Genomic DNA, 25,402 nt, shown 5'->3' with positions numbered 1-25,402 from the left:
CCTTGAAATGTCGGTGTGGTGGGCCTGGGTGGTGTGGGTGGCAGTGAAGCGAGCGGGCAATGAAGCCAGCAGCCTACGCGCCCAGGCGGAGCGCCAGTCCGGCGAGCGCCTCAGAAGCGCCAGCCTCCAGCCTAATCAGCGCCCGGCCATCGCCCTTGGTCGGCCCGCGGTTGATGATCACGATCGGCAGCTTGCGACGCCTGGCTGCTTCCAGCAAACGGATGCCGGAATTCACGGCCAGCGACGAGCCGGCAACCAGCAGCGCATCCGCTGTCTCGACGAGTGCCAGGGCCTCAGCGAAGCGTTCGGTGGGAACGAACTCCCCGAAGAACACCACGTTGGGCTTCAACATGCCCCCGCATACCGTGCACTCAGGGATGCGGAAGTCGTCAATGTCGGTGACCTCGACGTCGCCGTCAGGGTTCACCGTCACTCCCTCTGGCGTGAGGATGCCTGGGTTCTCAGCCTCCAGGCGACTGCCAACGCTCTCACGGCTGAAGGCCTGCCCGCAGTTGAGGCAGATGACCCTGTCCATCGACCCGTGCAACTCGACGAGGCGGCGTGAGCCGGCGCGGGTGTGCAGGCCGTCGACGTTCTGCGTCACGACACCGGTGAGTGCTCCCTGCTCTTCCAGCATGGCCAGCGACAGGTGACCGAGGTTCGGCTCTGCGCTGCTGAACCGACGCCACCCGAGGTGGCTGCCCGCCCAGTAGCGTTTGCGTGCCCGCTCGTCGGCGGTGAACGTCTGGAAGGTCATCGGCGTGCGCACGGGGGCGCCCTCTCCGCGGTAGTCGGGAATCCCGGAGTCCGTACTCAACCCGGCGCCGGTCAGAACCGCCGTCCGCCCGCCACGAAGCAGATCGGCAACGGCGTCAAGCGACGCATCCGGTGCCATCTGGGCGAGTCCTGCGGTATCAGCGGTCATTCGTTCCTCTTCATACGAGCATGGTGTGACCTGATTCTAAAACAACCCTGATTCTCCGTTTGTTTCCGCAGGTGGCAGTCTTGAGTGGCCCCTCCATCGAAAGGCTCCACCGCTGTGCACCTGATCCGTATTGACGACCTCGACCTGGCCGGCTTGTCTGACTACTCCCGACTGACGGATGTCGCCCTGCGCCGCGTGATGGAGCCGGAGGGCGGGCTGTACATCGCAGAGTCGAGCAAGGTGATCTCCCGCGCCCTGGCGGCCGGGCACCAGCCTCGCTCCGTACTCCTGCAAGAACAGTGGTTGCCAGACATCGAGCCGCTGCTGGCCGACTGGCCAGACGTTCCCGTCTATGTGGGGGAGCCAGCCGTGCTGGAGAAACTCACCGGCTACAACCTGCACCGTGGGGCCATGGCCGCCATGCACCGACCGCCGCTTTCCTCGGTAGAAGACCTCATTCGGGATGCCCGTCGCATCGTCATCCTCGAAGACATCGTTGATCACACCAACGTTGGTGCGATTTTCCGGTCCGTCGCAGGCCTCGGCGCCGACGCGGTGCTCATCACGCCGCGCTGCGCGGACCCGTTGTACCGTCGGAGCGTCAGGGTGAGCATGGGCACGGTGCTCCAGGTGCCCTGGACGCGACTGCCTGAGTGGTCTGAGGCCGTGCCGATCCTGCACGGCGCCGGATTCCACCTCGCTGCCCTTGCCCTCTCAGATGACGCGGTGACGCTTGACGAGTTCGCAGCAGACCAGCCGGAGCGCATCGCCATCGTGCTGGGCGCCGAAGGAGACGGCCTCAGCGCCTCAGCGATGGCCGCGGCCGACACGGTGGTCACGATTCCGATGCTGCACGGCGTCGACTCGCTGAACGTCGCATCCGCCAGCGCCGTCGCGCTGTACACACTCCGATGACGGTCGCCGGGAATCGGGTGCCGCGCAAGGCGGTTCCCCAGTCGGTCGCCGATAGAATCGACGGATGCAATTGACTAGGCGCCAGATCTACCGACGTCGACGTATCGCGGTACTGAGCGGCGCTGCCGTCGTACTCATCGCGGTCATATACGGATTCAGCACTGGACTGGCCCCGCTGCGGGCCAACTCAGCCGAACTGACGCCGTCAGCGACCCTCACTCAGGCGGCAGCGACCCCTGACTGGCCCGGCTACGGAACCAGTGCGCTCGGCGCCGTCGGCTTCGACGGTGTCCTGGCGACAGAGGGCGACCAGTCACAGGTGCCGATCGCCAGTATCACCAAGATGATCACGGCATTGGTACTGCTTGAGGCGAAGCCGCTTGCAGCCGGTGACGAGGGTCCAGACATCACATTCACGGATGCCGATGTCGACATCTACTACGACACCATCGCCGAAGACGGATCGTCGGCGCCGGTCTCTGTGGGCCAGGTGCTCTCGCAGCGTGAAGCCCTCGAAGTCATGCTGCTGCCCTCAGCCAATAACTACGCATTGACGCTGGCCAACTGGGCCTTCGGTTCAGAGGACGCCTATCTGAGCGCCGCTGCCTCCTGGCTCGACGCGCACGGCCTGGCCGACACGCACGTTGTCGATACCAGCGGCCTGTCCGCGAACAGCGTCAGCACGCCAGCCGACCTCATCGAACTCGGAAAACTCGTGGTTGCCGACCCGACGGTGTCCGCCATCGTCGCGATGCCGACCGCCACGGTTCCCACAGTCGGCGAGGTGACCAACACCAACAAGCTGCTCGGCACCCACGGCGTCGACGGAATCAAGACGGGCACAACGGATGAGGCTGGCGCCTGCCTGCTCTTCTCCGCAGACTTCACCGTTGGCAACCACACGGTCACCCTCATCGGTGTTGTCCTCGGCGGCGATACTCACTCTGAGCTCAACGACTCGATCGCAAACCTCATCGAGAGCGTGAAGTCCGGCTTCCAGGAGGTGCAGCTCACCGAACAGGGAGCTGCGTTCGGGTCATACACGACCGAGTGGGGACAGACCGCCCAGGCAGTGGCAGCTGACTCCGCGTCTGCACTCGTCTGGTCAGACACCCCCATCACCGCGGCCGCATCAGCCAAGGACATCACGACAGGTGCTGCGGGGGACTCTGTGGGCTCCGTTGACTACACCGTCGGCAGCCAGGTCATCACTGTTCCGCTGGTGCTCGACACGGAGCTGAGCGACCCAGGCTTCGGCTGGCGCCTCACGAACCCGACCAAGCTCGGCTAGAACCGACGGGCGACTCAGCTCTTGTTGCCTGCCTCTGGCTCTTCTGGGGAATGCCGTTCGCCGGCAAACGGGCCGGCATCAGGACGCTTGGGCAGCAGGTTGTCGCCAGACGACTGATGCCTCAAGCGCCGCAGCACCCACGGCATCAGGTGCTCCCTGGCCCACACGAAGTCACTCGTGCGCGCCTGGCGCCACGATGCCGCTGGAAGCGGCTCAGGGCGCATCGGCTCGAGCGAGTTCGGAACGTTGAGCGCTGCAAGCACCATGCGAGCGACGGTGTGATGTCCGAGCGCGTTCAGGTGCAGTCGATCAGGAGCCCACATCCGCGAATCCTTGATCTCGGTGAGCGCCCACAGATCGGCGACGATGCAGTCATACCGCGCGGCGATCGCCCGCACATTCTCGTTGTAGATCGCCACCTTGCCGCGGATGCCGCGAAAGACCGGGGAGAAGCCGAGATCCGCTCCGGTGAAGATCACGATCGTCGCCCCGTCGCGGCTCAGTCGAGCAATAGCGTCATCGAACTGGGCAGCGATCGCGTCGGGGTCGGACCCCGGGCGAATGACGTCGTTGCCTCCGGCTGAAATCGTGATCAGGTCGGGACGCAACGCCAAAGCCGGTTCGATCTGTTCGTCCATGATCTGACGGATCAGTTTTCCGCGCACAGCAAGATTGGCGTAGGAGAAGTCGGCTGTGCCCTGGCACAGTACTTCGGCCACCCGATCGGCCCACCCTCGATAGCCTCCGGGCACGGACGGCTCTGGGTCACCGATTCCCTCTGTGAACGAATCTCCCAGCGCGACGTACCGTGACCACGGATGCAGTTGTTCAGGCATGGTTTCATTCTGCACGGTCAGGCAAAGGACAGCGCAACTTGATAGGTTTGTTCGAAGTGAATACTCCGCCCGTCTTCGGCCCAGCTCAGGGCACATCAGCAGCAGAGCATCTCTCTCCGTCATTCCCGGAACGTGCAGCATGGGGTACTGCAAACAAGCTCCGCGCGTGGCAGGCAGAGGCTCTCGACGCCTACTTCCTTACCGAACCCCGCGACTTCCTCGCTGCCGCAACGCCCGGGGCAGGAAAGACCACGTTCGCGCTGCGTTTGGCGGCAGAACTGCGGGCAAGGCGCGTCATCGACCGCATTACCGTCGTCGCGCCGACCGAGCATCTGAAGCGCCAGTGGGCGGAGGCTGCGGCTCGGGCCGGCATCCGTCTCGACCCGTACTTCAAGAACAGCGACAGCCGTTACGGAAGCCACTATCACGGCATCGCCGTCACCTATGCGCAGGTCGCGACACGCGCGGCCCTGCACCGCGACCTCACTTTGTCACATCGAACTCTCGTCATTCTTGACGAGGTCCACCACGGTGGAGATGCCCTCAGCTGGGGAGACGCGATCCGCGAGGCCTATGAGCCGGCGACGCGTCGACTCTCGCTGACGGGAACGCCGTTCAGGTCTGACACCTCTCCGATCCCGTTCGTGAACTACCTGCCAGACAAGCACGGCATCCGTCTCTCGCAGAGCGACTACAGCTACGGCTACGGGCGTGCGCTCGAAGACGGCGTCGTCCGCCCTGTCATGTTCATGGTCTACGCAGGCCACATGACGTGGCGCACCAAGGCCGGCGACGAGATGGAGGCGAAACTCGGTGAGGGAAACACCAAGGACATCACCTCCCAGGCCTGGCGCACGGCGCTTGACCCAGGTGGCTCCTGGATTCCCGCCGTCCTCAGGGCGGCCGATCTTCGACTGAGCGAAGTGCGCAACGGCATACCGGATGCCGGCGGCCTGGTCATTGCCACCGACCAGACGAGCGCGCGTGCGTACGCAGCCATGCTCGAAGACATCTGTGGCGAATCGGTCACCGTCGTGCTCTCCGACGAGAAAGAGGCCAGCGACCGGATCGAAGAGTTCTCGCACAACACCAAGCGGTGGATGGTCGCGGTGCGCATGGTGTCTGAAGGCGTCGACGTTCCGCGTCTCGCCGTTGGTGTGTACGCAACGAGCGCATCCACCCCCCTGTTCTTCGCGCAGGCCATCGGACGTTTCGTGCGCGCCAGGCGACGCGGTGAGACGGCGTCGATCTTCCTGCCAGACGTTCCGAGCCTCACCAACCTCGCCCACGCGCTGGAGATGGAGCGCGACCACGCCCTCGACCGCCGTAATCGCGACGATGAGGGCGACGGGATGTACAACCCCGAAGACGCCATGGTCGCCGACGCGAACCGGCAGGAGAAGGGCTCTGACTCCCTTCTTGAGGAGTTCAGCTGGCAGGCGATTGATTCGCAGGCCACCTTCGACCGTGTTGTGTTTGACGGTGACGAGTTCGGCCAGCTCGCAGAGCCTGGTACCGACGAGGAACTCGACTTCATCGGCATCCCAGGGCTGCTGGAACCAGAGCAGGTGTCTGAGCTGTTGCGACAGCGCCAGGCCAAGCAATCGAAGCGTGTCGACGATCGTCGCAAGAACATGACCGAGGAAGAAAAGAGCGAGGAAGACATCCCGCTTTACCGCACGCTGAAGGAGCAGCGCACGCTGCTGAACAGCCTGGTCGGCATGTGGTCCAAGCTTGCGGGCGAGCCGCACGGCATGGTGCACGCTGAGCTCAGGCAGCTCTGCGGTGGCCCGGCCGTCGCGCAGGCGAGCGTCACCCAGCTGCAAAAGCGGATCGACCTGCTGCGGCGCCGTCTCGGTCGCAGCTAGTTCATCTCATCCGTATCGTGGCGTAGACGCTTTCACCGACGTCCCTCAAATCGCATAAACCCTGCAGGAAATCGCATAAACTCGGAGGGTGAAAGACACCGCTCAGCCTGATACGAAGAAGTCCGATCTCGACAGAGTCGATCGGGCACTTCTCAAAGCGCTGTCGGTCAACGCGCGCGCCTCTGGTGCGGCCCTGGCCGCCGAGATCGGTGTCGCTGAGTCGACGGTCTCTCTCCGGCTCCGCCGGTTGCAACAGCTGGGGCACATTCGCGGTTACCGCGCCAACATCGACCTCGCGGCGCTCGGCGCCTCGCTGCAGGCACTCATTGCGGTGCGCCTCGCCAAGCACGCCAGGGCGCAGATCGACGACTTCACCAGCGCCGCCCCGCACTGGCCTGGCGTGATCGGCATGTTCCACGTTGCCGGCGCAGACGACTACCTGTTGCATGTGGCCGCAGCGGATGCCTCCTCACTCCGCGACTTCGTGCTTGAGCACCTGGCGGAGCACCCGGCTGTCGCCCACACAGAGACCAACCTGATCTTCGAGTACGTCGACGGCGACGGCTGGCAGGACCTGGTCCAGTAACACCACTGCCGCCCGGTCTGCAGAGCGGGCGTACGCTGGCGACGTGACCGCAGAGCACGCACACTGGAGTCCCCTCAGGACCTGGATGTTGAAGGGCCTGGTCGATGCGCGCGGCGCGCACGTCGGCCCACTGGCACAGCACGTTGAGAAGACACATTCCTGGTGGCGTGTGATGTGCCTGACCGGCGTGGACTACTTCTCCACGCTGGGCTACCAACCCGCCATTGCCGCGCTGGCCGCCGGACTCCTGTCGCCGCTGGCAACGATCGTGCTGGTCGCCCTGACACTGGCCGGTGCGCTGCCCGTGTATCGCAGGGTTGCTGCGGAGAGTTTTCAAGGTTCCGGCTCGATTCACATGCTCGAGCGCCTGCTGCCATGGTGGGGCGGCAAGCTCTTCGTGCTCGTGTTACTCGGCTTCGCTGCCACCGATTTCATGATCACGATCACGCTGTCAGCGGCGGATGCCTCAGCTCACGCCATCCAGAATCCGCTGGCGCCTGCCTGGATGCACGATGGCCAGGTCGTGGTGACCCTCGTGCTCATTGGGCTGCTGGGGGCGGTCTTCCTGCGCGGGTTCACCGAAGCGATCGGCATTGCCGTTGTTCTGGTCGCCGTCTATCTGGCGCTGAACCTGGTGGTGATTGGTGTGAGCATCGCCCACGTCGCCGAGAACGCCGTCGTCGTCACCGATTGGTGGAGCGCATTGAACGCCGAGCACGGCAACCCGTGGGTCATGGTGGGCATTGCCTTGATCGTCTTCCCGAAGCTCGCGCTCGGGCTGTCAGGATTCGAGACCGGCGTTGCGGTGATGCCCCAGATCACCGGTGATGCAACGGATGCGCCCAGCCGCCCCCTCGGACGGATCAGGGGCGCCAGGCGGCTGCTCACCACAGCGGCGATTATCATGAGCTGTTTCCTCATCACGTCGAGCATCGTGACGACGTTCCTGATTCCACAGGACGAGTTCCTGCCGGGAGGCGAAGCCAACGGCCGTGCGCTGGCGTACCTCGCGCACGCGTACCTCGGACCGGTCTTCGGAACCATCTACGACATCAGCACCATCTGTATCCTGTGGTTCGCCGGAGCATCCGCTTTGGCCGGCCTCCTGAACCTCGTGCCCCGCTACCTGCCTCGCTACGGCATGGCGCCCCAGTGGACACGGGCCGTGCGCCCGCTGGTGCTGGTGTTCATCGCCATCGCGTTCCTGATCACCATCGAGTTCCAGGCCAGTGTCGACGCACAGGGAGGCGCGTACGCGACCGGCGTGCTCGTGGTGATCACGTCGGCGTCAGTCGCCGTCACCCTCTCGGCCAGGCATCACCGCCAGCACAAGGCCACGATCGGGTTCGCGCTCGTGTCGGTGATCTTCCTCTACACGACCATCGCCAACGTGATCGAACGGCCAGACGGCGTACGGATCGCCGGACTGTTCATCCTGGGGATCGTGGCGGTCTCGATCATTTCCCGGCTGCGCAGGTCATTCCAGCTGCGGGCAACGTCTGTCACATTCGATCCGGTCGCTCTGGACTTCATCAAAGCGGATGCCGAGGAGTACGGCGTCATCCGTGTCGTCTCCCACGAGCCGGGCGTTGATACGGCGGAGGAGTACCGGCAGAAGAGCAGGGACGAGCATCGTTTCGGCAACTTGCCGCATCGGTCACCGATGCTCTTTCTGGAGGTGCACGTTTCCGACTCGTCGGACTTTGAGGAAGACCTCGTCGTGCGCGGCGTGGCCAAGCACGGCTACAGGGTGATGGAGGTGAGCAGTGCGAACGTTCCGAACACCATCGCCGCCGTGCTCCTGGAGATCCGCGATGTCGCGGGACTTGTGCCGGAGATCTACATCGAGTGGACCGAAGGGAACCCGATTTCGAACATGTTCCGCTATTTGATCACCGGGGTAGGCGAGGTGGCTCCCGTCACCAGGGAGGTGTTGCGGGAAGCCGAAAAGGATGCAGCGCGCAGACCGCGCGTACACGTCAGCTAGCCGAGGATGCCCATGTTTCCGTAAGCAGTCAGCCGCCAGCAGAGAGTGCAGTTTTGAACGAGGCGAGATCTAACGCAGGCACAGGAAGAGCTGGCCGGTCGGAGGCACGGAGGCCGTCGAGCATGAGAACCAGATACCGTCGCCACAGGTCTGGACTTTCGTCGCTCATTCGGTAGACACCGTTGAGCATGGCGAAGATCGGGCCGATATCCGTGACGGATACTCCTTCGCGGAGAACTCCAGCCTTGCTGGCTCGGTCGAACAAAGGAGATAGAACAGTAACGAGATTCTCGGCGATGCGCTCGTTGGGCCCGATGCCGTCGTATCCGAGGAACGTCTCACACAAACCGCGATCCTGCGCCTGATTAGCCGCAGTGATCTCAAAGAAGGTCACGATTGCTCGCCACGGGTCTTCGATCTCCAATGCGATTTGCACGTCGGCCAGGGCAGAGTCAACTGCCGCTTCGTACAAGGCTTCGATGATTTCTCGTTTGCTGGCGAAATTTCGGTACACGGTTCCAACCCCAACTCCCGCGTGCTGAGCGATGTCCTCCAGCGTTGCAGAAAGGCCCCGCCGCGCAAACACCTCACGCGCCGCCTGCACCAGACGCTCGTTGTTCAGGGCCGCGTCTTTCCGCTTGGCGCGCGTGAGGGATTCGTCGATTGGCATGAATCCATTATCGTCTCGGATGAGTCACCACCGTCGGGTTCTCACCCGTCGACGGGAATGCCGTCTAACGTCCGCTCGCAAAAGCGCGCACCTGCTCGGCCATCCGGTCGAGTTCGGCGGACACCGCAGGCGACGCGGTGGCGAGGGGCGCAGCCGCCGTGCTGCGCAAAAACCGCCCGAACAGGGTCACGAGTACACCTTCGGGCACAGTGCGTAACGCGTTGAAGCCACGCGGGACCGGCCGAGTCGGCAGGGCCTCGAGGTTCTGCTTCATGCGCCGGACCATATTGCGTATCGCGTCTGGGTTACGGGCGAGAGACGTCGGACCGCCCGCAGCGTGCACGGCCTGCCCGAGCGGCACCTCGAACGCAGCGTGTGTCTTGAGCCAGGCGTCAATCCGGGGTTCAGCCTTGGCGTTGATTCCTGCGGAGCGGAACGTCTGCACGATTCGTTCCAGTCGCGGAGTGGTGCGGCCATCGGGTTCGCCGATCGGCATTGTGACCAGCCGGGTCATCAGTGAGGCCGCCCTGTAGCGAACCACCTCTCCATCCATGGTGCCGGCCTCTGGAGGAAAGCCGAGCAGCACACGCTCGCGGCCGATTACCGCGCCCAGTGGCTCCGGACCGCTCGCCCAGTTCAGCAGGAACAGTACGTCGCCGGTGTGCCCGGCAATTGACTCGAGCACCGCGTCCACCTGATGGGTGCGGACGAAGACGACTGTCAGGTCGTAGAGGCCGTCCGGGCGCTCGACTACGGGAACCCGGACGTGCTTGATGGCTGGACTGTCGCCCTCAGCGAGAAGCACGCCGTGCTCGCGCAGGGCTGCCAGTCGCTCGCCTCGGGCGAGGAGCGCAACGTCGTGCCCGGCCTCATGCAGGCGGACGGAGAACAGGCTCCCGGTGACACCGGCACCGTATACGAGAATCTTCATGGCAGCTCCCTCAGGTCGCTAAGCGGAATTAGATATTCCGCAACGAATTTACACTAAACGGAATAACTAATTCCGATTAGCGATCCGGAGTTAAGTGTGATTTCACCCGTGTGAGTCCTGGCGACATCCTTCGCGGGTTAACGAAGCAACGCCCCTGCCGAAGCAGGGGCGTTGCGATTAGTTCCGAAGAACTATGCGGTTCTAGAAGATCCGCGCGGCTCTATTTAGAGGCCGCGGATGTTCTCAGCCTGGGGACCCTTGGGGCCCTGGGTGACCTCGAACTCAACCTTCTGGTTCTCGTCGAGGGACTTGTAGCCGCTCGAAGCAATTGCCGAGTAGTGTGCGAACACGTCAGCGCTTCCGTCATCGGGTGCAATAAAGCCGAAGCCCTTTTCAGCGTTGAACCATTTCACGGTACCTGTTGCCATTATGAAACTCCTCCAGGAGTGTTAGATCGGTTCCGACTGTCGGAACCGTTCGTCGCGGTATTCGTCGTCCGCTTCCGAAAGGAATGTGGCGCATCAACCGAGATCGATGCGTTTTAAGACGTGCAAGCACTACAACTTCTTTATAGACACTAGCCCACGAACCTGACTTTTCACCGGTTTCTCTCAAGAATGTGTTCCAAAGCGTTATGAACGGATTTTCTCAGCCGTTACAAAATCGATCAATTGCTCCACGCGGCCCAGCAATTCAGGCTCCAAATCCATGAACGAACGCACCTGCCCAAGAATGCGTTTCCAGGCCATCGCAATGTCGGCTTGTTCGTCATGCGGCCAGCCGAGGGCGTCGCAGATGCCGTGCTTCCACTCGATAGAGCGGGGAATCGTCGGCCAGGTCGTGAGTCCAAGGCGCTTCGGTTTGACCGATTGCCAGACATCAACGTACGGATGTCCCACGACGAGAACGTGTTTTCCGTACGGTCCGCGCGCCACGGCATCGGCGATTCGGCTCTCCTTCGATCCGGGAACCAAATGGTCGACGAGAACACCGACTCGGCGTGTCGCATCTGGTCGGAACTCGTCGAGCAGTTCCGCCAGATTGTCGACACCCTCGATGTACTCGACGACGACGCCCTCGATGCGGAGGTCGGCGCCCCACACCTTTTCGACGAGTTCTGCATCGTGTCGTCCCTCGACGAAGATGCGGCTGGCCCTCGCCACTCTGGCGGGGGCGTTGGCGACGGCGAGCGATCCTGACGCCGTACGCGCCTTCCCCTGTGGGGCCGCTGCTGCCGGCCTGACGAGCACGACGGGTTCTCCGTCGAGGAGGAAGCCGGCTCCGAGCGGAAACAGCCGCAGTTTGCCGTGCCGGTCTTCGAGGGTGACGATGTTCTTCTCAATGCGAATCACCGCACCGCAGAAGCCCGTCACCACCTCTTCGACGACGAGGTCGCGGGTTGCTTCCTGGGTTCGGGTGTTCTTCTTGCCGGCGTCTCTCCACCCGGGGGAGAGCACATCGGAGCCGTATCGATCGTCCATCATCACCTCATCGACGTTAGTCGAACTCGGTTGGCCGAACGTGCTGCATGGCAGGTGTGCGCTGGCACTCAGCGGAAATCTCGTGAGCGCGTCTGGGCGCCCAGTGCGAGGCTTTCGAACTTGTCGGCGATCAGATTGGTGATGCCCTCCGGAGAGCGTTCCAGGATGCCGCGCACCACCAATGCTGGCGATTCCCTCGCGACCCGGCGATACCGATTCCACACGCCGACGCCGGCGATCACGTTGAGCGTCCCTGTCTCATCTTCCAGGTTGATGAACGTGACACCGCCGGCTGTTGAGGGTCGTTGGCGGTGGGTTACCACGCCGCCAACCTCGACACGTCGGCCGGATTCGTGTGTGGCCAGCTGGTCGACGCGCAGGGCGCCCCTGGCCTCCAGTTGGGACCTGGCGTGGCGCACAGGGTGGTCGTCGGTTGAGATGCCCGTTGCCCACAGGTCGTAGACCACCTGCTCTGCCTCGCTCAACATGGGCAGCAGCGGCGGCTGCACGAAGACCACGGAGTCACGCAGGTAGCTCGCCTTGTCTTGCGCGGCGTCACCGGCGTTCCACAGCGCTTCGCGGCGCTCGAGGCCGAACGACTCGAAGGCACCGGCCGCGGCGAGCGCCTCCAGCTGCTCAGTCGAGAGCCCGACCCTGCGTGACACGTCTGCCATCGACAGGTAGGGTCCGGCAGCGTCCCGCTCCGCGACGATGGCCTCGGCGAGCGCACCCCCGATGCCGCTCACCTCTGCCAGGCCGAGCCGCACCGCGAATGCGCCGTCCCTCCGGTGTTCTGCCGTCTGCGAGCCCCGTGACCGCTCAAACGGCGGCACAGGAGGCTGCTCTGCGGCGAGGCAGCTGTCGAGCGTGTCGGCAAGGGCTGTCGCCCCATCGACCAATTCCAGCCCGGCCTCAGCGCCAGAGCGAGTGATGTCTGGACGACGTACCTCGACGCCGTGCCGCCTGGCATCCGCTACCAGGGTCTGTGGCGAATAGAAGCCCATGGGCTGGGCGCGGAGCAACGCGGCCAGGAATGCGCCGGGGTAGTGCAGCTTCAGCCAGGCGCTCGCGTACACCAGCAGGGCGAAGCTGATCGAGTGGCTCTCGGCGAACCCGAAGTTCGCGAACGCCTCGATCTTCTCGTAGATGGAGTCTGCGACATCTCCTGTGATGCCGTTTTCTGCCATGCCGGCGTAGAGCTTGGCCTTCAGCGACGAGATCTTCTCGATGCCGCGCTTGGACCCCATGGCTCGCCGGAGCAGGTCGGCGTCCTCCCCAGTGCAACCGCCGACGGCCATCGCCATCTGCATGAGCTGCTCCTGGAAGAGCGGAACGCCCAGGGTACGCTCGAGCACCGGCTCCAGCTTCGGGTGCAGGTAGGTGACCTCTTCCTGTCCCGTCCTGCGGCGAATATAGGGGTGCACAGCCCCACCCTGGATCGGGCCGGGCCGAATGAGGGCGATCTCAACGACGAGGTCGTAGAAGCGTCGCGGCTGCAGGCGGGGGAGGGTGCCCATCTGGGCGCGACTCTCCACCTGGAACACGCCGATCGAGTCGGCGACGCAGAGCATGTCGTACACGCCCTGCTCTTCACGCGGGATGGTGTCGAGTCCCCACCGTTCCCCGGTCTGCTCTGCGATGAGGTCGAAGGCGTACTGCAGGGCGGCGAGCATCCCGAGCCCCAGCAGGTCGAACTTGACCAGGCCCATCCAGGCGCAGTCGTCCTTGTCCCATTGCAGGACGGTGCGATTCTCTTTCCTGGCGTGCTCGATCGGGCAGACCTCCCCGACGGGCCTGTCGGTCAGCACCATGCCCCCTGAGTGGATGCCCAGGTGCCGGGGAAACTTCAGCACCTGCTCTGCGAGTTCGATAACGGATGCCGGGATGTCGTTGTCTTCCCCGCCAACTACGCTGCCCCAGCGCTCGATCTGCTTCGACCAGGCATCCTGCGCGCCAGGACTGTAGCCGAGCGCCTTGGCCATGTCCCGCACCGCGAACTTGGGGCGATAGGTGATCACGTTGGCGACCTGGGCGGCATTCAGCCTCCCGTACCGGCGGTAGACGTACTGGATGACCTCTTCACGGCGGTCGGAGTCGAAGTCGACGTCGATGTCTGGCTCTTCCTCGCGCAGGCTGGAGAGGAAGCGTTCGAACGGCAGGCGGTAGAAGATCGAGTCGACGGCGGTGATGCCCAGCACGTAACAGACAGCAGAGTTGGCGGCGGATCCGCGCCCCTGGCACAGGATGCCCTTGCTGCGTGCGTACTGCACGATGTCGTGCACGATCAGGAAGTAGCCGGGGAAGTCCTTGGCCTCGATCACGGCGAGTTCCTTCTCGATCCGCTCCCGCACCAGGTCGTTGTACTGCGGATACTTCTCGGCCGCGCCGGCCCACGCCAGCTCCCGCAGCCAGCTCATGGGGGTGTGCCCATCCGGCACATCCTGCCTGGGCAGCTTGGGTCGTGCCCGTCGTAGCGAGAAGGCTAGCTCGTCGGCCAGCGGCACCGTGTTGCTCACTGCGGTGGGGAACCGCGCGAACAACGCCGCCATCTCAGCGCCGCTTCGCAGGTGCGCACTCGGGCTGGCTGGCAGCCAGCCGTCCATCTCGTCGAGACTTCGCCTGGCACGAACGGCAGAGAGCGCCGCAGCCAGTCGGTGCTCTGCTGGGCTCGCATAGTGCACGTTGTTGGTGGCGACGAGGGGGAGCCCAGCCTCCTCGGCGAGCACGGCCAGCGTGTCGTTGACGGCGCTGTCTTCCGGATGCCCGTGGTCGAACACTTCGACATACACGTTGCCATGACCGAACAGGGTCACGAGGCGATCGAGCTCAGCGGCGGCAGCGGCGGGGCCACCGATGGCGAGGGCCTGCCGAACGGCGCCCTTCCGGCATCCGCTCAACACGACCCAGTGTCCGGCCGCCTGCTCGGCCAACTCGTCAAGGTCGTAGAGCGGCTTGCCCTTCTCGTCACCGGCCAGCTGGGCATGGGTCAGCGCGGAGGCGAGGCGGTGATAGCCCTCTTCGCGGCGCGCCAACACCACCAGGTGGGTGCCCTCAGGGTCGGCAATGCCGTTCTGCGGGGTGTTCAGGCCCAGCGAGAGCTCTGCGCCGAAGACCGTCTTCATCTCTGGGTAGCTCTCTGCCGTCTCCGCCAGGCGCACCACGCCGTAGAAGCCGTCGTGGTCGGTCAGGGCAAGTGCATGCAGGCCCAGCCGTGCCGCTTCCTCCAGCAGCTGCTCAGGAGAGCTGGCCCCGTCGAGAAAGCTGAAGTTGGAGTGCGCGTGCAGCTCCGCGTATGGGACGACGGATCCGGGCGTCGGGCGCGGTGGCTCCGGTGGCTCATACTTCTCGCGCTTCCTCGAGAACGCTGGACTGTCGCCGCCGTCCGCGGGTGGCGGGCTGGGGCTACGACGGTCGGAGAGCTTGCGTTCCAGTTCAGACCAGGGGATCGGTGGGTTGTTCCAGCCCATCAGCGTGTCCCTGTTCTCGTCATAGCTGCCCTAGTCATAGCGGGCCTCCGCCCACCAGCGGTGGTCGTCGAGGGCAAGCAGCCAGGCGTTTCCTTCGATGTCAACCACTTGAAAACGGTGCAGTGCGGTTGCACGTGCCGGGTCCCACCAGCGTTCGGTGATCGGCCATGGGCCTGCCCAGGCTTCGACCTGGCGATATTCGGCGGCTAGGCCGGTGGGAGAAAACCACTCCGGTTCACCGTTCAGTGCCCCGCGCTCATCGACGTCAACGTTCTCTCCGGCCGTGGTCACCACGCCGACAGGGCGCCTGGTCTGGAAGACGGTCGCGGGGGCAGTGCCGCGCAGGCTGCCTGGCCATGGTTGCGCCTGGGCGCGTTCCAGCGCCGCGCCGTCGCCGTCGGGCGTGTCTCCCCACGGCACCAGAATCTGGCGGTCGGCCAGCAGTCGCCCGCCACCGATGACCGCCGTCAGCACACCCTCGTGGCCGAGCATGCCCTGCACGCGCGTCAGCCCGTGATGGATGCGTTCGTCTGGCCCCTGGCCCCACAATCCCTGCTCGTGGTTGCTGGCGCCGTCGACGCGGTCTGGCGACAGGCGCACCATGACGATGCCGGAACTGAGGCCGCTGTCAATCGCCTGCGAGCCCTGAAGCTGCCAGCGCACCCGGTCGACCACATCACTGGCGCTGAACCAGCGAGGGTGCAGCCAACCACGCTCGGAGATCTCTCCCGATTCGGTCTTCACCTCGATGCGGAGCGCCGTGCACACCAGGTTGGCCGTGGTGAAGGCTGCGATGAATTCTTCAGCCGATGCGCGGATCGCGAACGTCACCTGGTCGGTACGATCGAGGGCCGGTTCGAACTCTGACACCGTGTCGAACAGCTTCGGTGGCACGCGTGCCACCACTGCCGCACGTTCGTATCCGCTCGCTTTCTCGTGGGCCTGCGCGCCTGCTCCGCCGAATCTACGTACGACGTCGAGCGCCGGCAACGCCGCGAAGCTCCCCAGCGTGTGCACGCCGAGCCGGTGCAACAGGGTGCCGAGCCGGTCGTCGACGAGAATGTCGATGGGCAGCGGGGCAAGGAATCCGGGGGTCTCGCCCAGGGGCACGATACGTACCGCGTCTCCTGGCCTGCCGCTGGTGCTTCTGGCCACCTGTTCTGCGGCGAACGGCCCGTCGGCGATCCCGACACGTGCGTCAGTGATGCCGATCTCGGCGAGGCCGGTGAGCAAAGCGGATGCCGCCTGCTCCTCACTGCCGTAGTACCGTTCAGGCCCCCTGGCACGCACGGCCGAGGTTCCCGGTCGGATCAACTGGACGCCGGGAACCATCTCTTCGATGCGGATGATCACCGGTTCGAATGCGCGGCTGTCGTGCACCGGATTGTAGGGGAGCGCCAGCAGGTCTGTGCAGCGGTGTTGCGCCTCGCGAAGCTTCAAGCCCCGTTTCACGCCTTCACGTCTGGCCTCTGCAGAGCAGGCGAAAACCAGGCCCTTGTCGATGAGGGCGAGGGGAGCATCCGCTGGAATGTCTTCGCTTCGACGTGCGGCGCTGATGGGCCAGTCTGGGCACCACAGCACGATCGTGCGGGTGAGGGGTGTTGACATGGTTAGCCGACCAGCTCCCGCAGCGGGGGAAAGTGGTGTTGGGGGAACGGATGTTCGGGAACGACCGGCTGAAAACCGTCGGTGCCGTCTGGCAGCCACACCCTGGCATTTCGCCCCCTGGCCGCAAAAGACCGGCCAGACGAACTGATCGTGACCTCACGCCCGGTGAGCGACCCGTGCCCGCGGCCGAGCCCACTCCAGGTGCTGGTCTCAATGCGTAGTTCGGCCTCGCACTGCGGCCAGTCGCCGATCACGATGAGTGTGCAGCCGCGCTGGCGGAGACGTGCGCCAAGACGGGCCACATCGGTGTCGCTGGTGCGCAGCGGCGGACGCATGACCACCACGGCGAGCACGTCCACGAGAGCCGCTGTCACAGCCAGCCACTGGTCTCCGGGGGAGGGAACGAAGACGAGCCGTTCGAGGTCGATGCCGAAACGGCTGGCCGCTTCGGCTCCGAAATCAGGCATGCCGACCACGCCGCACCACGCGCCACTCTGCGAGGGGCCGGCCAGCATGGCCATGACCAGGGTGGTTGAGCCGTCGACCGAATATGCCGCTCCCTGCTTCAGGGCGCCACCGGGCAATACCTCAGCGAGCGCCGAGAGGGTCGGCAACGTTTTTGTCTCAAGTTTTGTTGCCTGCATGCTCGAAATTCGCTGCTGCAGCGCTTGGATCTGCTCCCGCGCCGAGGCGGGGGGAGGAGTAACCATAGCTGACAAGGACATACCTTCATGATCGAACAAGTGTTCTAATTAGTCAACCCGGGTGGCGTCGCCGCGGCGTGTCGTTTTCGACGTATTCCACTCAGGCGGATGCAGCGGCGGAGACCTACACTGGCACCGTCACCCGACGCGGCCCAGGGGGTTCGGTCGGTTCGGTCGGTTCCGTCTGTTCGGTCGGCTCTGTCGATTCCCGTGGCCCTCGCGGCTCAGAACCCGGTTCATTCGTTCCGCTGGCGGCGCTTTCCCGAGCGAGGAACGTGCCGAGTTCACCGATCGTGCTCATCAGGGGAGCGGGGAAGACCACGATGGTGTTCTTGTCGACGCCGATCTCCACCAGGGACTGTAGATTGCGCAGCTGCAGGGCGATCGGGTGAGCCATCATGGTGTCAGAGGCCTCGCCCAGCGCGGCCGCGGCCAGCGATTCGCCCTCGGCGTTGATGATCTTGGCTCGCTTCTCCCGCTCGGCCTCTGCCTGCCTGGCCATCGCTCTCTTCATCGAGTCGGGCAGCAGGATGTCCTTGAGCTCAACGAGGGTCACTTCGACGCCCCAGTCGAGCGTCTGGCCGTCGAGAATCTCCCGGATGTTCACGTTGAGGATGTCGGTCTCCGCCAGCGTTTCATCCAGGGAGTGCTGCCCGACCACCTTGCGCAGCGTGGTCTGGGCGATCTGGTCGATGGCCGCAGGCGCATTCTCGATGGCGACCACAGACTTGACCGGGTCAACCACTCGGTAATAGGCGACGGCAGACACCCCAACGCTGACGTTGTCGCGCGTGATGATGCCCTGCGACTGGATGGGCAGGGTCACGATCCGCAACGACACCCGATGCATCACGTCGACGAACGGGATGATGAATCGCAGCCCTGGCCTACGGAGGCCGATCAACCGGCCGAACCTGAATACGACGCCCTGTTCATATTGCTTCACGACCCTGATGGACGCGATGAGCAAGATGATTGCCACAACCAGGACGATCACCGAAACGACAATGAGAGTAGTCATGAGGTTCATCTCCACCGGCACGTATAGCTGATGTGCCTCTTCAATTGTCTCTCCGAACGGGCGGTCAATCCAGCGGTTGCGGCACACTGTCGGTCTCGTGGCTATCCGCCACAGACGGGCTCGTCGTACGATCTCTTCATGTGCGGCAGATTTGCAATGGACAGTACGGTCAACGACTTGATCACCGAGTTCGTGGAAGCGACAGGTCGACCCCCTGAGCAATGGCAGCTCGACTGGAAGCCGTCGTACAACGTGCGCCCCACCGATCCCGTGCCCGTGTTGCTGGAGACGCTCGTCGACAAGAAAGACCCAGACGGACCGACACAGCGTCGCGCAGAACTTGCGGAATGGTGGTTCGCCCCGTCGTTCGCGAAGGAACTCAGGGGGCGCCATCCCACCTTCAACGCCCGCAGCGAGACGGTGACCACCCTGGCCTCGTTCAAGGGCGCCGTGCCCAGGCAACGCGCTGTGATTCCCGCCATCGGGTACTACGAGACCAAAACGGATGGCTCGAGCAAGGTCCCATACTTCATCCGACCAGAAGAAGGCCTGCTCTACTTCGCCGGCCTCTATTCGTGGTGGGTCGATCCGACGCTCGAGCGCAGCGATCCAGCGCGCTGGCATCTGACGACCACCATCTTGACGCGTCCGGCGGTTGGCCAGGTCGCGACGATCCACGACCGCACCCCTGTCACTCTTCCCGCCGAGATGCTCGACACCTGGATCGATCCCAAAATCACGGGAGACAAGCACCTCGTCGATGCAGCAGTGTCTGCGGCGACACCGGTCGCAGAGGGACTTGAGTTCCATCGGATCGCCTCTCCGATCAGGGGAGACTCGCCAGAGATGATCCAGCCGGTTTAAACACGCACAGGCTGCACCCGAGCATCCGCTCGTGTGCAGCCTGTGCGTTGTGCGATCTAGCTGCTGGTGATCTAGCTGCCGCTTGGCTTGCGGTTCTCGGCACCGACCATCCAGGAGTACTGCTCCAGGCTCAGAAGGATGCCGTGCAGCAGGTCAGCACTGGCGGGATCTTCCTCGTCGACGTCGTCGTGAACGGCCCGAACGTTGTCCGTTGTGGCGTCGAGGAGTCCGACGACCAGGTCGACTGCGGCGGTAGTGCTCAGCTCACCGTACGGAAGTTTCGGCAGCTTCGTGGTCGCTGCCACGGTCTCTGCTCGGCCATCCGGGATGCTGTGGAGTGCGCGCATCCGCTCGGCGATCTCGTCGGAATGCTCGCGAGCTGCATCGATGATTTCGTCGAGTTGCAGGTGCAGATCGCGGAAGTTCTTACCGACGATGTTCCAGTGAACCTGTTTGCCCTGGACGTGCAATTCGATCAAATCGACCAGAACTGACTGCAGGTTGTTACTGAGCTTTTTTGAGGCTTTCATGTTTTCCCCTCGCGCATTTTCTGGGGCGTGGTGCGGCCTGAAAAGCGAGCCGAACGCCCCTCTAACTGGTGCCAAGACACTAGCATGTGGGCATGAATATGCCAGAATCAGCGTCGGCTGCGCACGATGCCGTGCCGGGCGGTGGCCGCTCTGAGACGGAAACTGAGCGGCTGGATCGCAACTGGAATTCGTTGCTCCAGGAACTGCGGGTGACGCAAACCGGTACGCAGATCCTGAGCGGATTCTTACTCACCGTGGCCTTCCAGGCTCGCTTCAGTGAGCTCGATCAGTACCAGGTGACGGTGTACCTGGTGCTGGTCAGCCTTGCTGCCCTGACGACAGCGATCGGGTTGGGGCCGGTGAGCCTGCATCGCGCTTTGTTCCGTCGGCATGCCATGGCGCAGGTCGTCCAGATCGCCAACATCCTGGTGCGGGCGACCCTCATCGGTGTCGCTCTCGTGTTGACCGGAACAGTTCTGCTCATCTTCGACGTGGTCGTCGGTCGCGAAGCCGGTTTTATCAGCGGCGGCGCCGTGCTGGTGTTCACTGTTCTGGTGTGGAACGTGGTTCCGCGCATGGTGCATCTCAATTCGAAGGACACGTAGCCGCCGCAGCCGCTGGTACGCGGATTAGGCTCAGAACAGCGGTGGCGCACACCGTTGATGCTTGGGTGCTTCACCTCAAGAAAAGGACTCCGTCATGCACGTCGTCATGTTCATAATCGCATTCGCCATCATGCTGTTCGGCTTCTGGCTGTTCGGCGCCGCGTTCACCATCACTGAGTTCCAGGCCCCTGTCTTTTTCGGCGGAATCTTGTGTGTTGCGGTGGCGATCGCGATCCCCACGCAGATCATGCGCGATTAGCTGTACTGCCCAGACAGGTGTGTTCGGCAGGTCAGTTCATCGTGTCTCTACGAGGGCAGCCCCGCCAGCAGGTTGATGAGTGAGGCCAGAATGACCGAGCCGAACAGGTAAGACAGCAGCGAATGCTTGAGTGCCGTGATCCGAATATCGTGCGTTTGAAGACTGGTGTCTGAGACCTGGAAGGTCATGCCGAGGGTGAACGACAGGTAGGCGAAATCGCTGTACATGGGCGGGTCATCTTGATTGAAGTCGACACCGCCGTCCTCTCCGGAGTAGTAGAGCCGGGCATAACGCAGCGTGAACAGCGTGTGCACCAAGAACCAGGAGAGGGCGACGCTGGCGACCGCCAGCACGGCAGTCCACACCTGTTCGGTGTTCGACGCGTGGGACTGCGTCGCGATGAGCAGCACGACGACGGCGCCCAGGCTGGCGAGGCTGGACAACAGGACCAGGAAGTCAGTCGAGCGTCTGGTGGGGTCTTCGCGGGTCGAATGACGAGCTGTGGTTTCCGCATCCATGGGAATGATCAGCGTCCACACCAAAGCCAGGTACGCGATGCAGGAGCAGCCCCATCCGACGATGGGAGCCAACGCCCAATGCCCGCTCGCACCCGTGATGAGCGCCGCAATGATGCCAATGACGAACATGATTGCGACCCGAAAAGCGGAGTGATGGCGCGGGGCGTTTGCATCAAAACTCTTCACACGGCGATCGTTGCACAGAAACGACCGGTATCTTGATGTACTGCATTTATTGATCACCTATGTCGAGAGATTTTGATGACAGACAGCCCGGCTGCGTCCACCCCGTACGAGATTCTGGGCGTGACGGCTTCCGTCAGCGACGATGAGCTGAAGCGCGCCTATCGGCGGCTGTTGCGGCAGACACATCCGGATGCCGGCGGCAGCGCGACAGAGTTCCACGCCGTGCAATTGGCATGGGAGCGAATCGGAACGCCAGCCCTGCGCGCCGCGTATGATCGCTCGCGATTCACCGGTGCGGAGCCCGTGTCGGAATCGACATTCTCGACGGGTAGAACAGGAACCCGCCGTGGGCCGTCGGGGCCGCGAGCCAGGATGCATGGGCACCCCGGCGGCTGGTCGAGGCAACGCTACCTTGAGCTGATGCGGGAGTGGTCAGGCAGGGGCAGGTCGCTCGACGACCCCTATGATCCCGAACTGATTCGGTCTGCACCCAGAGAGATTCGGCACCTGCTCGCTAAGGCAGGCGCTGAGGAAGCGACGGCGCAGCTGGTTTCGGGGCTCGGAATCGGGTACACCGCGTGGCATGACGTGGAGACGGGCGGTGGAACGGACAAGCTTGATCACATCGTGCTCGGTCCTGCTGGCCTGTTCGGCATCATGTCGGAGGACTGGGGCTGCATGATCGAGGTGCGAAAGGGTGAACTCGTCGGGGATTTGCTCGCACCGGGGGAGGAGCCCATCGACGCCCTCCAGGCGAGCGCCAGAAGCCTGACGAAGTCGCTGCGGGTGCGCTTCACCGCACTCGTCGTTGTCGTGCCTGATGGCGCGATCTCCGAGCCGGCAGTTCTTCCGCCGAAAGGTCGGCGTCCGAGTGTGGTCGTGCTCACACGGTCGAGGCTGATCGGTCTTCTGCGCGATGGTATGCCCGGCTTGCAGCGCGGCAGTTTCGAAAAGGTCTTTGAGCTGCGTAGCCAACTGCAGAACGGTATCCGCTTCGTTGCTGACTAACGATCGCCGTGATTACGGATGCTCCGTTGTGCGTTCATCAAGCCAGTTGCCTTCATCAAACGGGTCGAACATAGAGTTCATGTAGTGTGAGAAATCCTCTTGTTTCTTTCGAACGTTTGATCTAGAATTGGGGCATGGATCCAGCGCTGGAACACCCCGAACGGCCGGTGAACACTCCCGCCACTTCACACTCCACGCGCTCGGTCTCATCCCTTCCCGCGGCCTCGCTTCCTGCTGCCTCAGTTCCCAATGCCTCCACTTCCGCAGCTTCAGTTCCTACGGCTTCGACTCTTCCCTCGTCCTCCTTCGCCGACCGCGCCCTCGCGACTGTCGTTCAGCTCGCCGCGGCGCAGCGCGGACCCGTGGACTTTAATTGGTCCAATGCCGAGAAACAGCTCTCGCGGTGGGTCTTCGAATGGGACGTGCAGCAGGCCGCGGAAGAGGCCGCAGAGCAGGCCGCGGAAGAGGCCGCGGAAGAGGCCGCGGAACAAGTGGCCGCCACGCAAGCCGCAGAGCGGGCTGCTGAGGAGGCGGTCGCTGAGCAGATGGCTGCGGCGCAGGTCCTGATCGGTGATGTCGGTGGCCCGGGAACAGAGTCCGCACATGGCGCGATCAACCTCGCGCTCCGAAAAGCGGAGACCGCGCAGTCCATGACTGCCCGGTCGATGGCCGTTGAGGTCGCGGCGGCGGCCGAGGTAATCCGCCTGGCCCGTAACAACCTCAGCATCTATTTGACGCCGGGCGGGATGAGTGAGCCCGACGCTTTGGACCTGGCCGAACGGACCGCGGCCACCGACCTGAGCCTCCGTTTGCATCGCTCGCCCGATCAGGTGCGGACCATGGCCCACGAAGGACTGGTGCTCGCCGAGTCGCTGCCGCAGCTCTGGGCACTGTTCCAGGCCGGTCACACCGGATACGCGCAGGCCCGCGCCGCCGTCAACCATCTCACCGGGTTGACCGACCCGGAGGTCATCGCCCATTACGACACCGAACTCGCCCAGAAGGCCGCGGAGCTCACGCCGGAAGCATTCCAACGGAAGGCCCGCGTCCTGCAGCAACGCCTTCTCGCCGAACCCCCTGAACTCCGCCACGCCCGCGCGATGGCTGACCGGCGCGTCCTGATTGAACCCGCGAACGATGGCATGTGCACGGTGTTCGCGGTGATCAGCGCCGCGGACGGCATCCGGATCAACGCCCGACTCGATGCCACAGCCAAGCGGATTGCGAAGAAGGAAGCGGAAGAAGCCAAGGCTGCCGGCACGGGCCGGGACCGGTGCCGTACCCGGGCGCAGATCCGTACCGACTTGTTCGCCGGGTGGCTCGCGGGCGATGGCACCCCGACTGCCGCGAAGGTACGGCCGGCCGCTGCTGTTCGTCCCCATCCATGGGCTCCTCGGTGGCACCAAGTCCGCCGAGCAGCCCAGCCGTGCTGGGCAGGCCAGCAGCGCCGGGCAGGCCGACCACTCTGGGCACCGCGGGCACTCGGGTCACGAGGGCCACGCCAGTGCTACTGATCCAGCTGGTCAGCCTGGTCAGGCCGGCCAGCCGGTTCCCTTCGAGCAGCCCGCAGTATTGCAGGGCTACGGCCCTATAGACCCTGTCACCGCCGCGCAACTCTTCATCGATGCCCCGGCGTTCCGCCGGGTGGGCACCGACCCGTTCACCGGCGAGGTTCTCAGCTTCGACCGGACCCGCTACCGGCCCACGAAAGCGCAACGCGAATGGCTCGCCGTGAAGTACGGTACCTGCGCACGGACCGGCTGCAGCCGGCTCGCCGTCAGTTCAGACGTCGACCACCTCAAAGAATGGGTTCGAGACCACGGGCTCACCAACGAAGACAACCTGATCCCGCTCTGCCCATCCGATCACCGGTTGAAGACGCTGACGAAGATCCGATACAAACGAGATTCCGACGGCAGCGTCACCGTGACCACGCCCACCGGCTACGTCGGGATCAACGAACCACCCGATCCACTGCCCCGGCATCCGCTGCCCACGAATTCACTGCTCACGAATTCACTGACACGTTCGCCACTTCTCCGAAAGCTGCGGGAATCCCGCACACCACTGCCAGAGAACCCGCCGTTCTGAGCAGAACAGATCTGAACAGAGCAGAACAGATCAGAGCAGCGCGTTCGTCGAATGGCTTAGGCGCGAGCGATACCGAGCTTGTCGACCCAGTAGTCCAGGAACGTCGAACCGGCTTCGTCGTGAATCTCTTCACCGATCACAATGACCGGGTACGGCCGCTCAAGTACTCCATCGGCGGGACGCACATCGACGTGGGCCACGTCGTAGCCGGCAGCATGCAGGTGATCAGCCATGAGGTAGTCACTGCGGGAATCGCCGACGGATCGCCACAGGGTGGGCAGTTCGCCCGAGCTGGCGAAGAAGGCCAATGCGCGTTCGGCGGCGTGATCCTTGTCGAGGTTCACGGACTCAATGTCGGTGGAGATAATGGTGGGGTCGATGCGGAATGGCACGTCTCCGGCGCTATTCGCCGATTCACGGTTTCCGAACCGCACTCCGACTCCGGACTCGACCAGGATGTCGTAAGCGGTCTCATTGAAGGACCGCTGGGCGGCCTGGAAGTCGGCGTTGCTCACATCCGTGCGCTGTTCGACGGACACCATGGCCAGCTTCGTCTCGTCGAAGAACATCGTGTCGCTGTAGTCAGAAGCGATGAGCTGTCTGAATCGCTCAACGAGGTCAGCAGGAAGTGCCACAGAGTCGTCAACAACGACATCGCCCATTCCGGTCGCGGTGATCGGGAACCAGACGGCGCCCTTCTCGCAGACCCCATACATGCGCATCTCAGCGGGCAGACCCTGCTTCACGAGCGGTCCGACCACCTGTTCGCGAATGAAATCGGCACTTCGCCCGGTGATGAACGCGATCGGCACATTGGCCGATGCCAGCGCAATCAGGTCAGTGATGATGCTGGGCGTGGAAATCGTACGGGTGACCGGGCTGGCGATGGGTCCGTCGACATCGAGCATGAGGCCGAGGGGCGATGCGTTTTCTGACATGGTTCATTGTTTCACGGGGCGGAATGTCGTACTGAACAGCCACAGCCACAGCCGGCCGAGGCGCTGCTCGTGTACGCAACGAACGGCCGAGGCGAATCACTTCGCCCCGGCCG

General features: G+C 63.8%; 24 protein-coding genes. 11 read left to right on the top strand and 13 right to left on the bottom strand.

From position 1 onward, the window contains the following. Positions 1-73: 73 nt before the first annotated feature. The gene (locus AC25Y4_RS04300; RefSeq protein WP_488119127.1) at positions 74-925 is read right to left on the bottom strand and encodes a Sir2 family NAD-dependent protein deacetylase; all 852 of its coding nucleotides are present in this window, start codon (positions 923-925) and stop codon (positions 74-76) included. A 114-nt stretch (positions 926-1,039) separates the two neighbouring features. Between AC25Y4_RS04300 and AC25Y4_RS04295 the strand changes: the two genes are divergently transcribed. Both AC25Y4_RS04295 and AC25Y4_RS04290 read left to right on the top strand, forming a co-directional pair. Continuing rightward, the gene (locus tag AC25Y4_RS04295) at positions 1,040-1,840 is read left to right on the top strand and encodes a TrmH family RNA methyltransferase (RefSeq protein ID WP_488119522.1); all 801 of its coding nucleotides are present in this window, start codon (positions 1,040-1,042) and stop codon (positions 1,838-1,840) included. A gap of 64 nt (positions 1,841-1,904) precedes the next feature. After that, positions 1,905-3,131 (top strand): D-alanyl-D-alanine carboxypeptidase family protein, encoded by a 1,227-nt coding sequence (locus tag AC25Y4_RS04290; protein WP_488119126.1) that lies wholly within the window; start codon positions 1,905-1,907, stop codon positions 3,129-3,131. Positions 3,132-3,145: 14 nt separating this feature from the next. Here the strand turns inward: AC25Y4_RS04290 and AC25Y4_RS04285 are convergent, their stop codons facing one another. Further along, positions 3,146-3,967 (bottom strand): SGNH/GDSL hydrolase family protein, encoded by an 822-nt coding sequence (locus tag AC25Y4_RS04285; protein WP_488119125.1) that lies wholly within the window; start codon positions 3,965-3,967, stop codon positions 3,146-3,148. Positions 3,968-4,023: 56 nt separating this feature from the next. On the opposite strand from AC25Y4_RS04285, the gene AC25Y4_RS04280 reads away from it, so the two are divergent. From AC25Y4_RS04280 to AC25Y4_RS04270, 3 genes are all read left to right on the top strand, one after another. Then, a complete protein-coding gene (locus AC25Y4_RS04280; RefSeq protein ID WP_488119124.1) occupies positions 4,024-5,835 on the top strand; it encodes a DEAD/DEAH box helicase in 1,812 nt (603 codons plus the stop codon). Positions 5,836-5,923: 88 nt separating this feature from the next. Next, positions 5,924-6,421, top strand: coding sequence for an Lrp/AsnC family transcriptional regulator (locus tag AC25Y4_RS04275; protein ID WP_488119123.1), 498 nt, complete (start codon positions 5,924-5,926; stop codon positions 6,419-6,421). 85 nt (positions 6,422-6,506) lie between these two features. Then, positions 6,507-8,408 carry an APC family permease gene (locus tag AC25Y4_RS04270; RefSeq protein WP_488119521.1) on the top strand — a complete coding sequence of 634 codons (1,902 nt, stop codon included), beginning with the start codon at positions 6,507-6,509 and terminating at the stop codon, positions 8,406-8,408. A 28-nt stretch (positions 8,409-8,436) separates the two neighbouring features. Here the strand turns inward: AC25Y4_RS04270 and AC25Y4_RS04265 are convergent, their stop codons facing one another. From AC25Y4_RS04265 to AC25Y4_RS04230, 8 genes are all read right to left on the bottom strand, one after another. Next, positions 8,437-9,078, bottom strand: coding sequence for a TetR/AcrR family transcriptional regulator (locus AC25Y4_RS04265; protein ID WP_488119122.1), 642 nt, complete (start codon positions 9,076-9,078; stop codon positions 8,437-8,439). Positions 9,079-9,142: 64 nt separating this feature from the next. Continuing rightward, the gene (locus AC25Y4_RS04260; RefSeq protein WP_488119121.1) at positions 9,143-10,009 is read right to left on the bottom strand and encodes a ketopantoate reductase family protein; all 867 of its coding nucleotides are present in this window, start codon (positions 10,007-10,009) and stop codon (positions 9,143-9,145) included. 224 nt (positions 10,010-10,233) lie between these two features. Next, positions 10,234-10,437 (bottom strand): cold-shock protein, encoded by a 204-nt coding sequence (locus AC25Y4_RS04255; RefSeq protein WP_026851477.1) that lies wholly within the window; start codon positions 10,435-10,437, stop codon positions 10,234-10,236. A 204-nt stretch (positions 10,438-10,641) separates the two neighbouring features. Next, positions 10,642-11,490: a DUF3097 domain-containing protein gene (locus tag AC25Y4_RS04250; RefSeq protein ID WP_488119520.1), complete on the bottom strand. Its 849-nt coding sequence runs from the start codon at positions 11,488-11,490 to the stop codon at positions 10,642-10,644. Positions 11,491-11,558: 68 nt separating this feature from the next. Further along, a complete protein-coding gene (locus tag AC25Y4_RS04245) occupies positions 11,559-14,957 on the bottom strand; it encodes an error-prone DNA polymerase (RefSeq protein ID WP_488119120.1) in 3,399 nt (1,132 codons plus the stop codon). A gap of 30 nt (positions 14,958-14,987) precedes the next feature. Next, a complete protein-coding gene (locus AC25Y4_RS04240) occupies positions 14,988-16,565 on the bottom strand; it encodes a DNA polymerase Y family protein (protein WP_488119119.1) in 1,578 nt (525 codons plus the stop codon). Positions 16,566-16,567: 2 nt separating this feature from the next. Next, on the bottom strand, positions 16,568-17,209 hold the full coding sequence (locus AC25Y4_RS04235) for a hypothetical protein (RefSeq protein ID WP_488119118.1): 642 nt from the start codon (positions 17,207-17,209) through the stop codon (positions 16,568-16,570). Between the two features lie 184 nt (positions 17,210-17,393). Beyond that, on the bottom strand, positions 17,394-18,290 hold the full coding sequence (locus AC25Y4_RS04230) for a slipin family protein (RefSeq protein WP_488119117.1): 897 nt from the start codon (positions 18,288-18,290) through the stop codon (positions 17,394-17,396). 30 nt (positions 18,291-18,320) lie between these two features. Here AC25Y4_RS04230 and AC25Y4_RS04225 point away from each other — a divergent pair, with 30 nt between their 5' ends. Then, positions 18,321-19,154 carry an SOS response-associated peptidase gene (locus AC25Y4_RS04225; RefSeq protein WP_488119116.1) on the top strand — a complete coding sequence of 278 codons (834 nt, stop codon included), beginning with the start codon at positions 18,321-18,323 and terminating at the stop codon, positions 19,152-19,154. A 71-nt stretch (positions 19,155-19,225) separates the two neighbouring features. Here AC25Y4_RS04225 and AC25Y4_RS04220 read toward each other — a convergent pair whose 3' ends face one another. Continuing rightward, positions 19,226-19,684, bottom strand: coding sequence for a Dps family protein (locus tag AC25Y4_RS04220; RefSeq protein WP_488119115.1), 459 nt, complete (start codon positions 19,682-19,684; stop codon positions 19,226-19,228). A gap of 92 nt (positions 19,685-19,776) precedes the next feature. On the opposite strand from AC25Y4_RS04220, the gene AC25Y4_RS04215 reads away from it, so the two are divergent. Beyond that, the gene (locus AC25Y4_RS04215) at positions 19,777-20,289 is read left to right on the top strand and encodes a DUF6328 family protein (RefSeq protein ID WP_488119114.1); all 513 of its coding nucleotides are present in this window, start codon (positions 19,777-19,779) and stop codon (positions 20,287-20,289) included. 94 nt (positions 20,290-20,383) lie between these two features. Continuing rightward, positions 20,384-20,548: a hypothetical protein gene (locus AC25Y4_RS04210; protein WP_488119113.1), complete on the top strand. Its 165-nt coding sequence runs from the start codon at positions 20,384-20,386 to the stop codon at positions 20,546-20,548. 47 nt (positions 20,549-20,595) lie between these two features. Here the strand turns inward: AC25Y4_RS04210 and AC25Y4_RS04205 are convergent, their stop codons facing one another. Continuing rightward, a complete protein-coding gene (locus AC25Y4_RS04205) occupies positions 20,596-21,252 on the bottom strand; it encodes a DUF1345 domain-containing protein (RefSeq protein WP_488119112.1) in 657 nt (218 codons plus the stop codon). A 75-nt stretch (positions 21,253-21,327) separates the two neighbouring features. On the opposite strand from AC25Y4_RS04205, the gene AC25Y4_RS04200 reads away from it, so the two are divergent. The 3 genes from AC25Y4_RS04200 (at position 21,328) to AC25Y4_RS04190 (ending at position 24,351) form a co-directional block, all read left to right on the top strand. After that, positions 21,328-22,260, top strand: a complete 933-nt coding sequence (locus AC25Y4_RS04200) for a J domain-containing protein (protein ID WP_488119111.1) — start codon at positions 21,328-21,330, stop codon at positions 22,258-22,260. 362 nt (positions 22,261-22,622) lie between these two features. Continuing rightward, positions 22,623-23,774 carry a DUF222 domain-containing protein gene (locus AC25Y4_RS04195; RefSeq protein WP_488119110.1) on the top strand — a complete coding sequence of 384 codons (1,152 nt, stop codon included), beginning with the start codon at positions 22,623-22,625 and terminating at the stop codon, positions 23,772-23,774. 58 nt (positions 23,775-23,832) lie between these two features. After that, positions 23,833-24,351 (top strand): HNH endonuclease signature motif containing protein, encoded by a 519-nt coding sequence (locus AC25Y4_RS04190; RefSeq protein WP_488119109.1) that lies wholly within the window; start codon positions 23,833-23,835, stop codon positions 24,349-24,351. Between the two features lie 56 nt (positions 24,352-24,407). Here the strand turns inward: AC25Y4_RS04190 and AC25Y4_RS04185 are convergent, their stop codons facing one another. Continuing rightward, the gene (locus AC25Y4_RS04185; protein WP_488119108.1) at positions 24,408-25,289 is read right to left on the bottom strand and encodes a hypothetical protein; all 882 of its coding nucleotides are present in this window, start codon (positions 25,287-25,289) and stop codon (positions 24,408-24,410) included. Between the last annotated feature and the right edge of the window lie 113 nt (positions 25,290-25,402).

It is taken from the genome of Leifsonia sp. Y878 (assembly GCF_057669685.1).
Note: the sequence above shows the minus strand (reverse complement) of the source record. Positions and strands in the feature narration are given on the sequence as shown.

What these genes read in the sequence shown, in the direction of transcription:
- AC25Y4_RS04250 (WP_488119520.1), bottom strand. Translation starts at nt 11,490, where the DNA reads ATGGACGATCGATACGGCTCCGATGTGCTCTCCCCCGGGTGGAGAGAC.
- AC25Y4_RS04220 (WP_488119115.1), bottom strand. Translation starts at nt 19,684, where the DNA reads ATGAAAGCCTCAAAAAAGCTCAGTAACAACCTGCAGTCAGTTCTGGTC.
- AC25Y4_RS04255 (WP_026851477.1), bottom strand. Translation starts at nt 10,437, where the DNA reads ATGGCAACAGGTACCGTGAAATGGTTCAACGCTGAAAAGGGCTTCGGC.
- AC25Y4_RS04265 (WP_488119122.1), bottom strand. Translation starts at nt 9,078, where the DNA reads ATGCCAATCGACGAATCCCTCACGCGCGCCAAGCGGAAAGACGCGGCC.
- AC25Y4_RS04300 (WP_488119127.1), bottom strand. Translation starts at nt 925, where the DNA reads ATGACCGCTGATACCGCAGGACTCGCCCAGATGGCACCGGATGCGTCG.
- AC25Y4_RS04240 (WP_488119119.1), bottom strand. Translation starts at nt 16,565, where the DNA reads ATGTCAACACCCCTCACCCGCACGATCGTGCTGTGGTGCCCAGACTGG.
- AC25Y4_RS04230 (WP_488119117.1), bottom strand. Translation starts at nt 18,290, where the DNA reads ATGACTACTCTCATTGTCGTTTCGGTGATCGTCCTGGTTGTGGCAATC.
- AC25Y4_RS04210 (WP_488119113.1), top strand. Translation starts at nt 20,384, where the DNA reads ATGCACGTCGTCATGTTCATAATCGCATTCGCCATCATGCTGTTCGGC.
- AC25Y4_RS04215 (WP_488119114.1), top strand. Translation starts at nt 19,777, where the DNA reads ATGAATATGCCAGAATCAGCGTCGGCTGCGCACGATGCCGTGCCGGGC.
- AC25Y4_RS04290 (WP_488119126.1), top strand. Translation starts at nt 1,905, where the DNA reads ATGCAATTGACTAGGCGCCAGATCTACCGACGTCGACGTATCGCGGTA.
- AC25Y4_RS04225 (WP_488119116.1), top strand. Translation starts at nt 18,321, where the DNA reads ATGTGCCTCTTCAATTGTCTCTCCGAACGGGCGGTCAATCCAGCGGTT.
- AC25Y4_RS04245 (WP_488119120.1), bottom strand. Translation starts at nt 14,957, where the DNA reads ATGGGCTGGAACAACCCACCGATCCCCTGGTCTGAACTGGAACGCAAG.
- AC25Y4_RS04200 (WP_488119111.1), top strand. Translation starts at nt 21,328, where the DNA reads ATGACAGACAGCCCGGCTGCGTCCACCCCGTACGAGATTCTGGGCGTG.
- AC25Y4_RS04185 (WP_488119108.1), bottom strand. Translation starts at nt 25,289, where the DNA reads ATGTCAGAAAACGCATCGCCCCTCGGCCTCATGCTCGATGTCGACGGA.
- AC25Y4_RS04235 (WP_488119118.1), bottom strand. Translation starts at nt 17,209, where the DNA reads ATGCAGGCAACAAAACTTGAGACAAAAACGTTGCCGACCCTCTCGGCG.
- AC25Y4_RS04270 (WP_488119521.1), top strand. Translation starts at nt 6,507, where the DNA reads ATGTTGAAGGGCCTGGTCGATGCGCGCGGCGCGCACGTCGGCCCACTG.
- AC25Y4_RS04260 (WP_488119121.1), bottom strand. Translation starts at nt 10,009, where the DNA reads ATGAAGATTCTCGTATACGGTGCCGGTGTCACCGGGAGCCTGTTCTCC.
- AC25Y4_RS04285 (WP_488119125.1), bottom strand. Translation starts at nt 3,967, where the DNA reads ATGCCTGAACAACTGCATCCGTGGTCACGGTACGTCGCGCTGGGAGAT.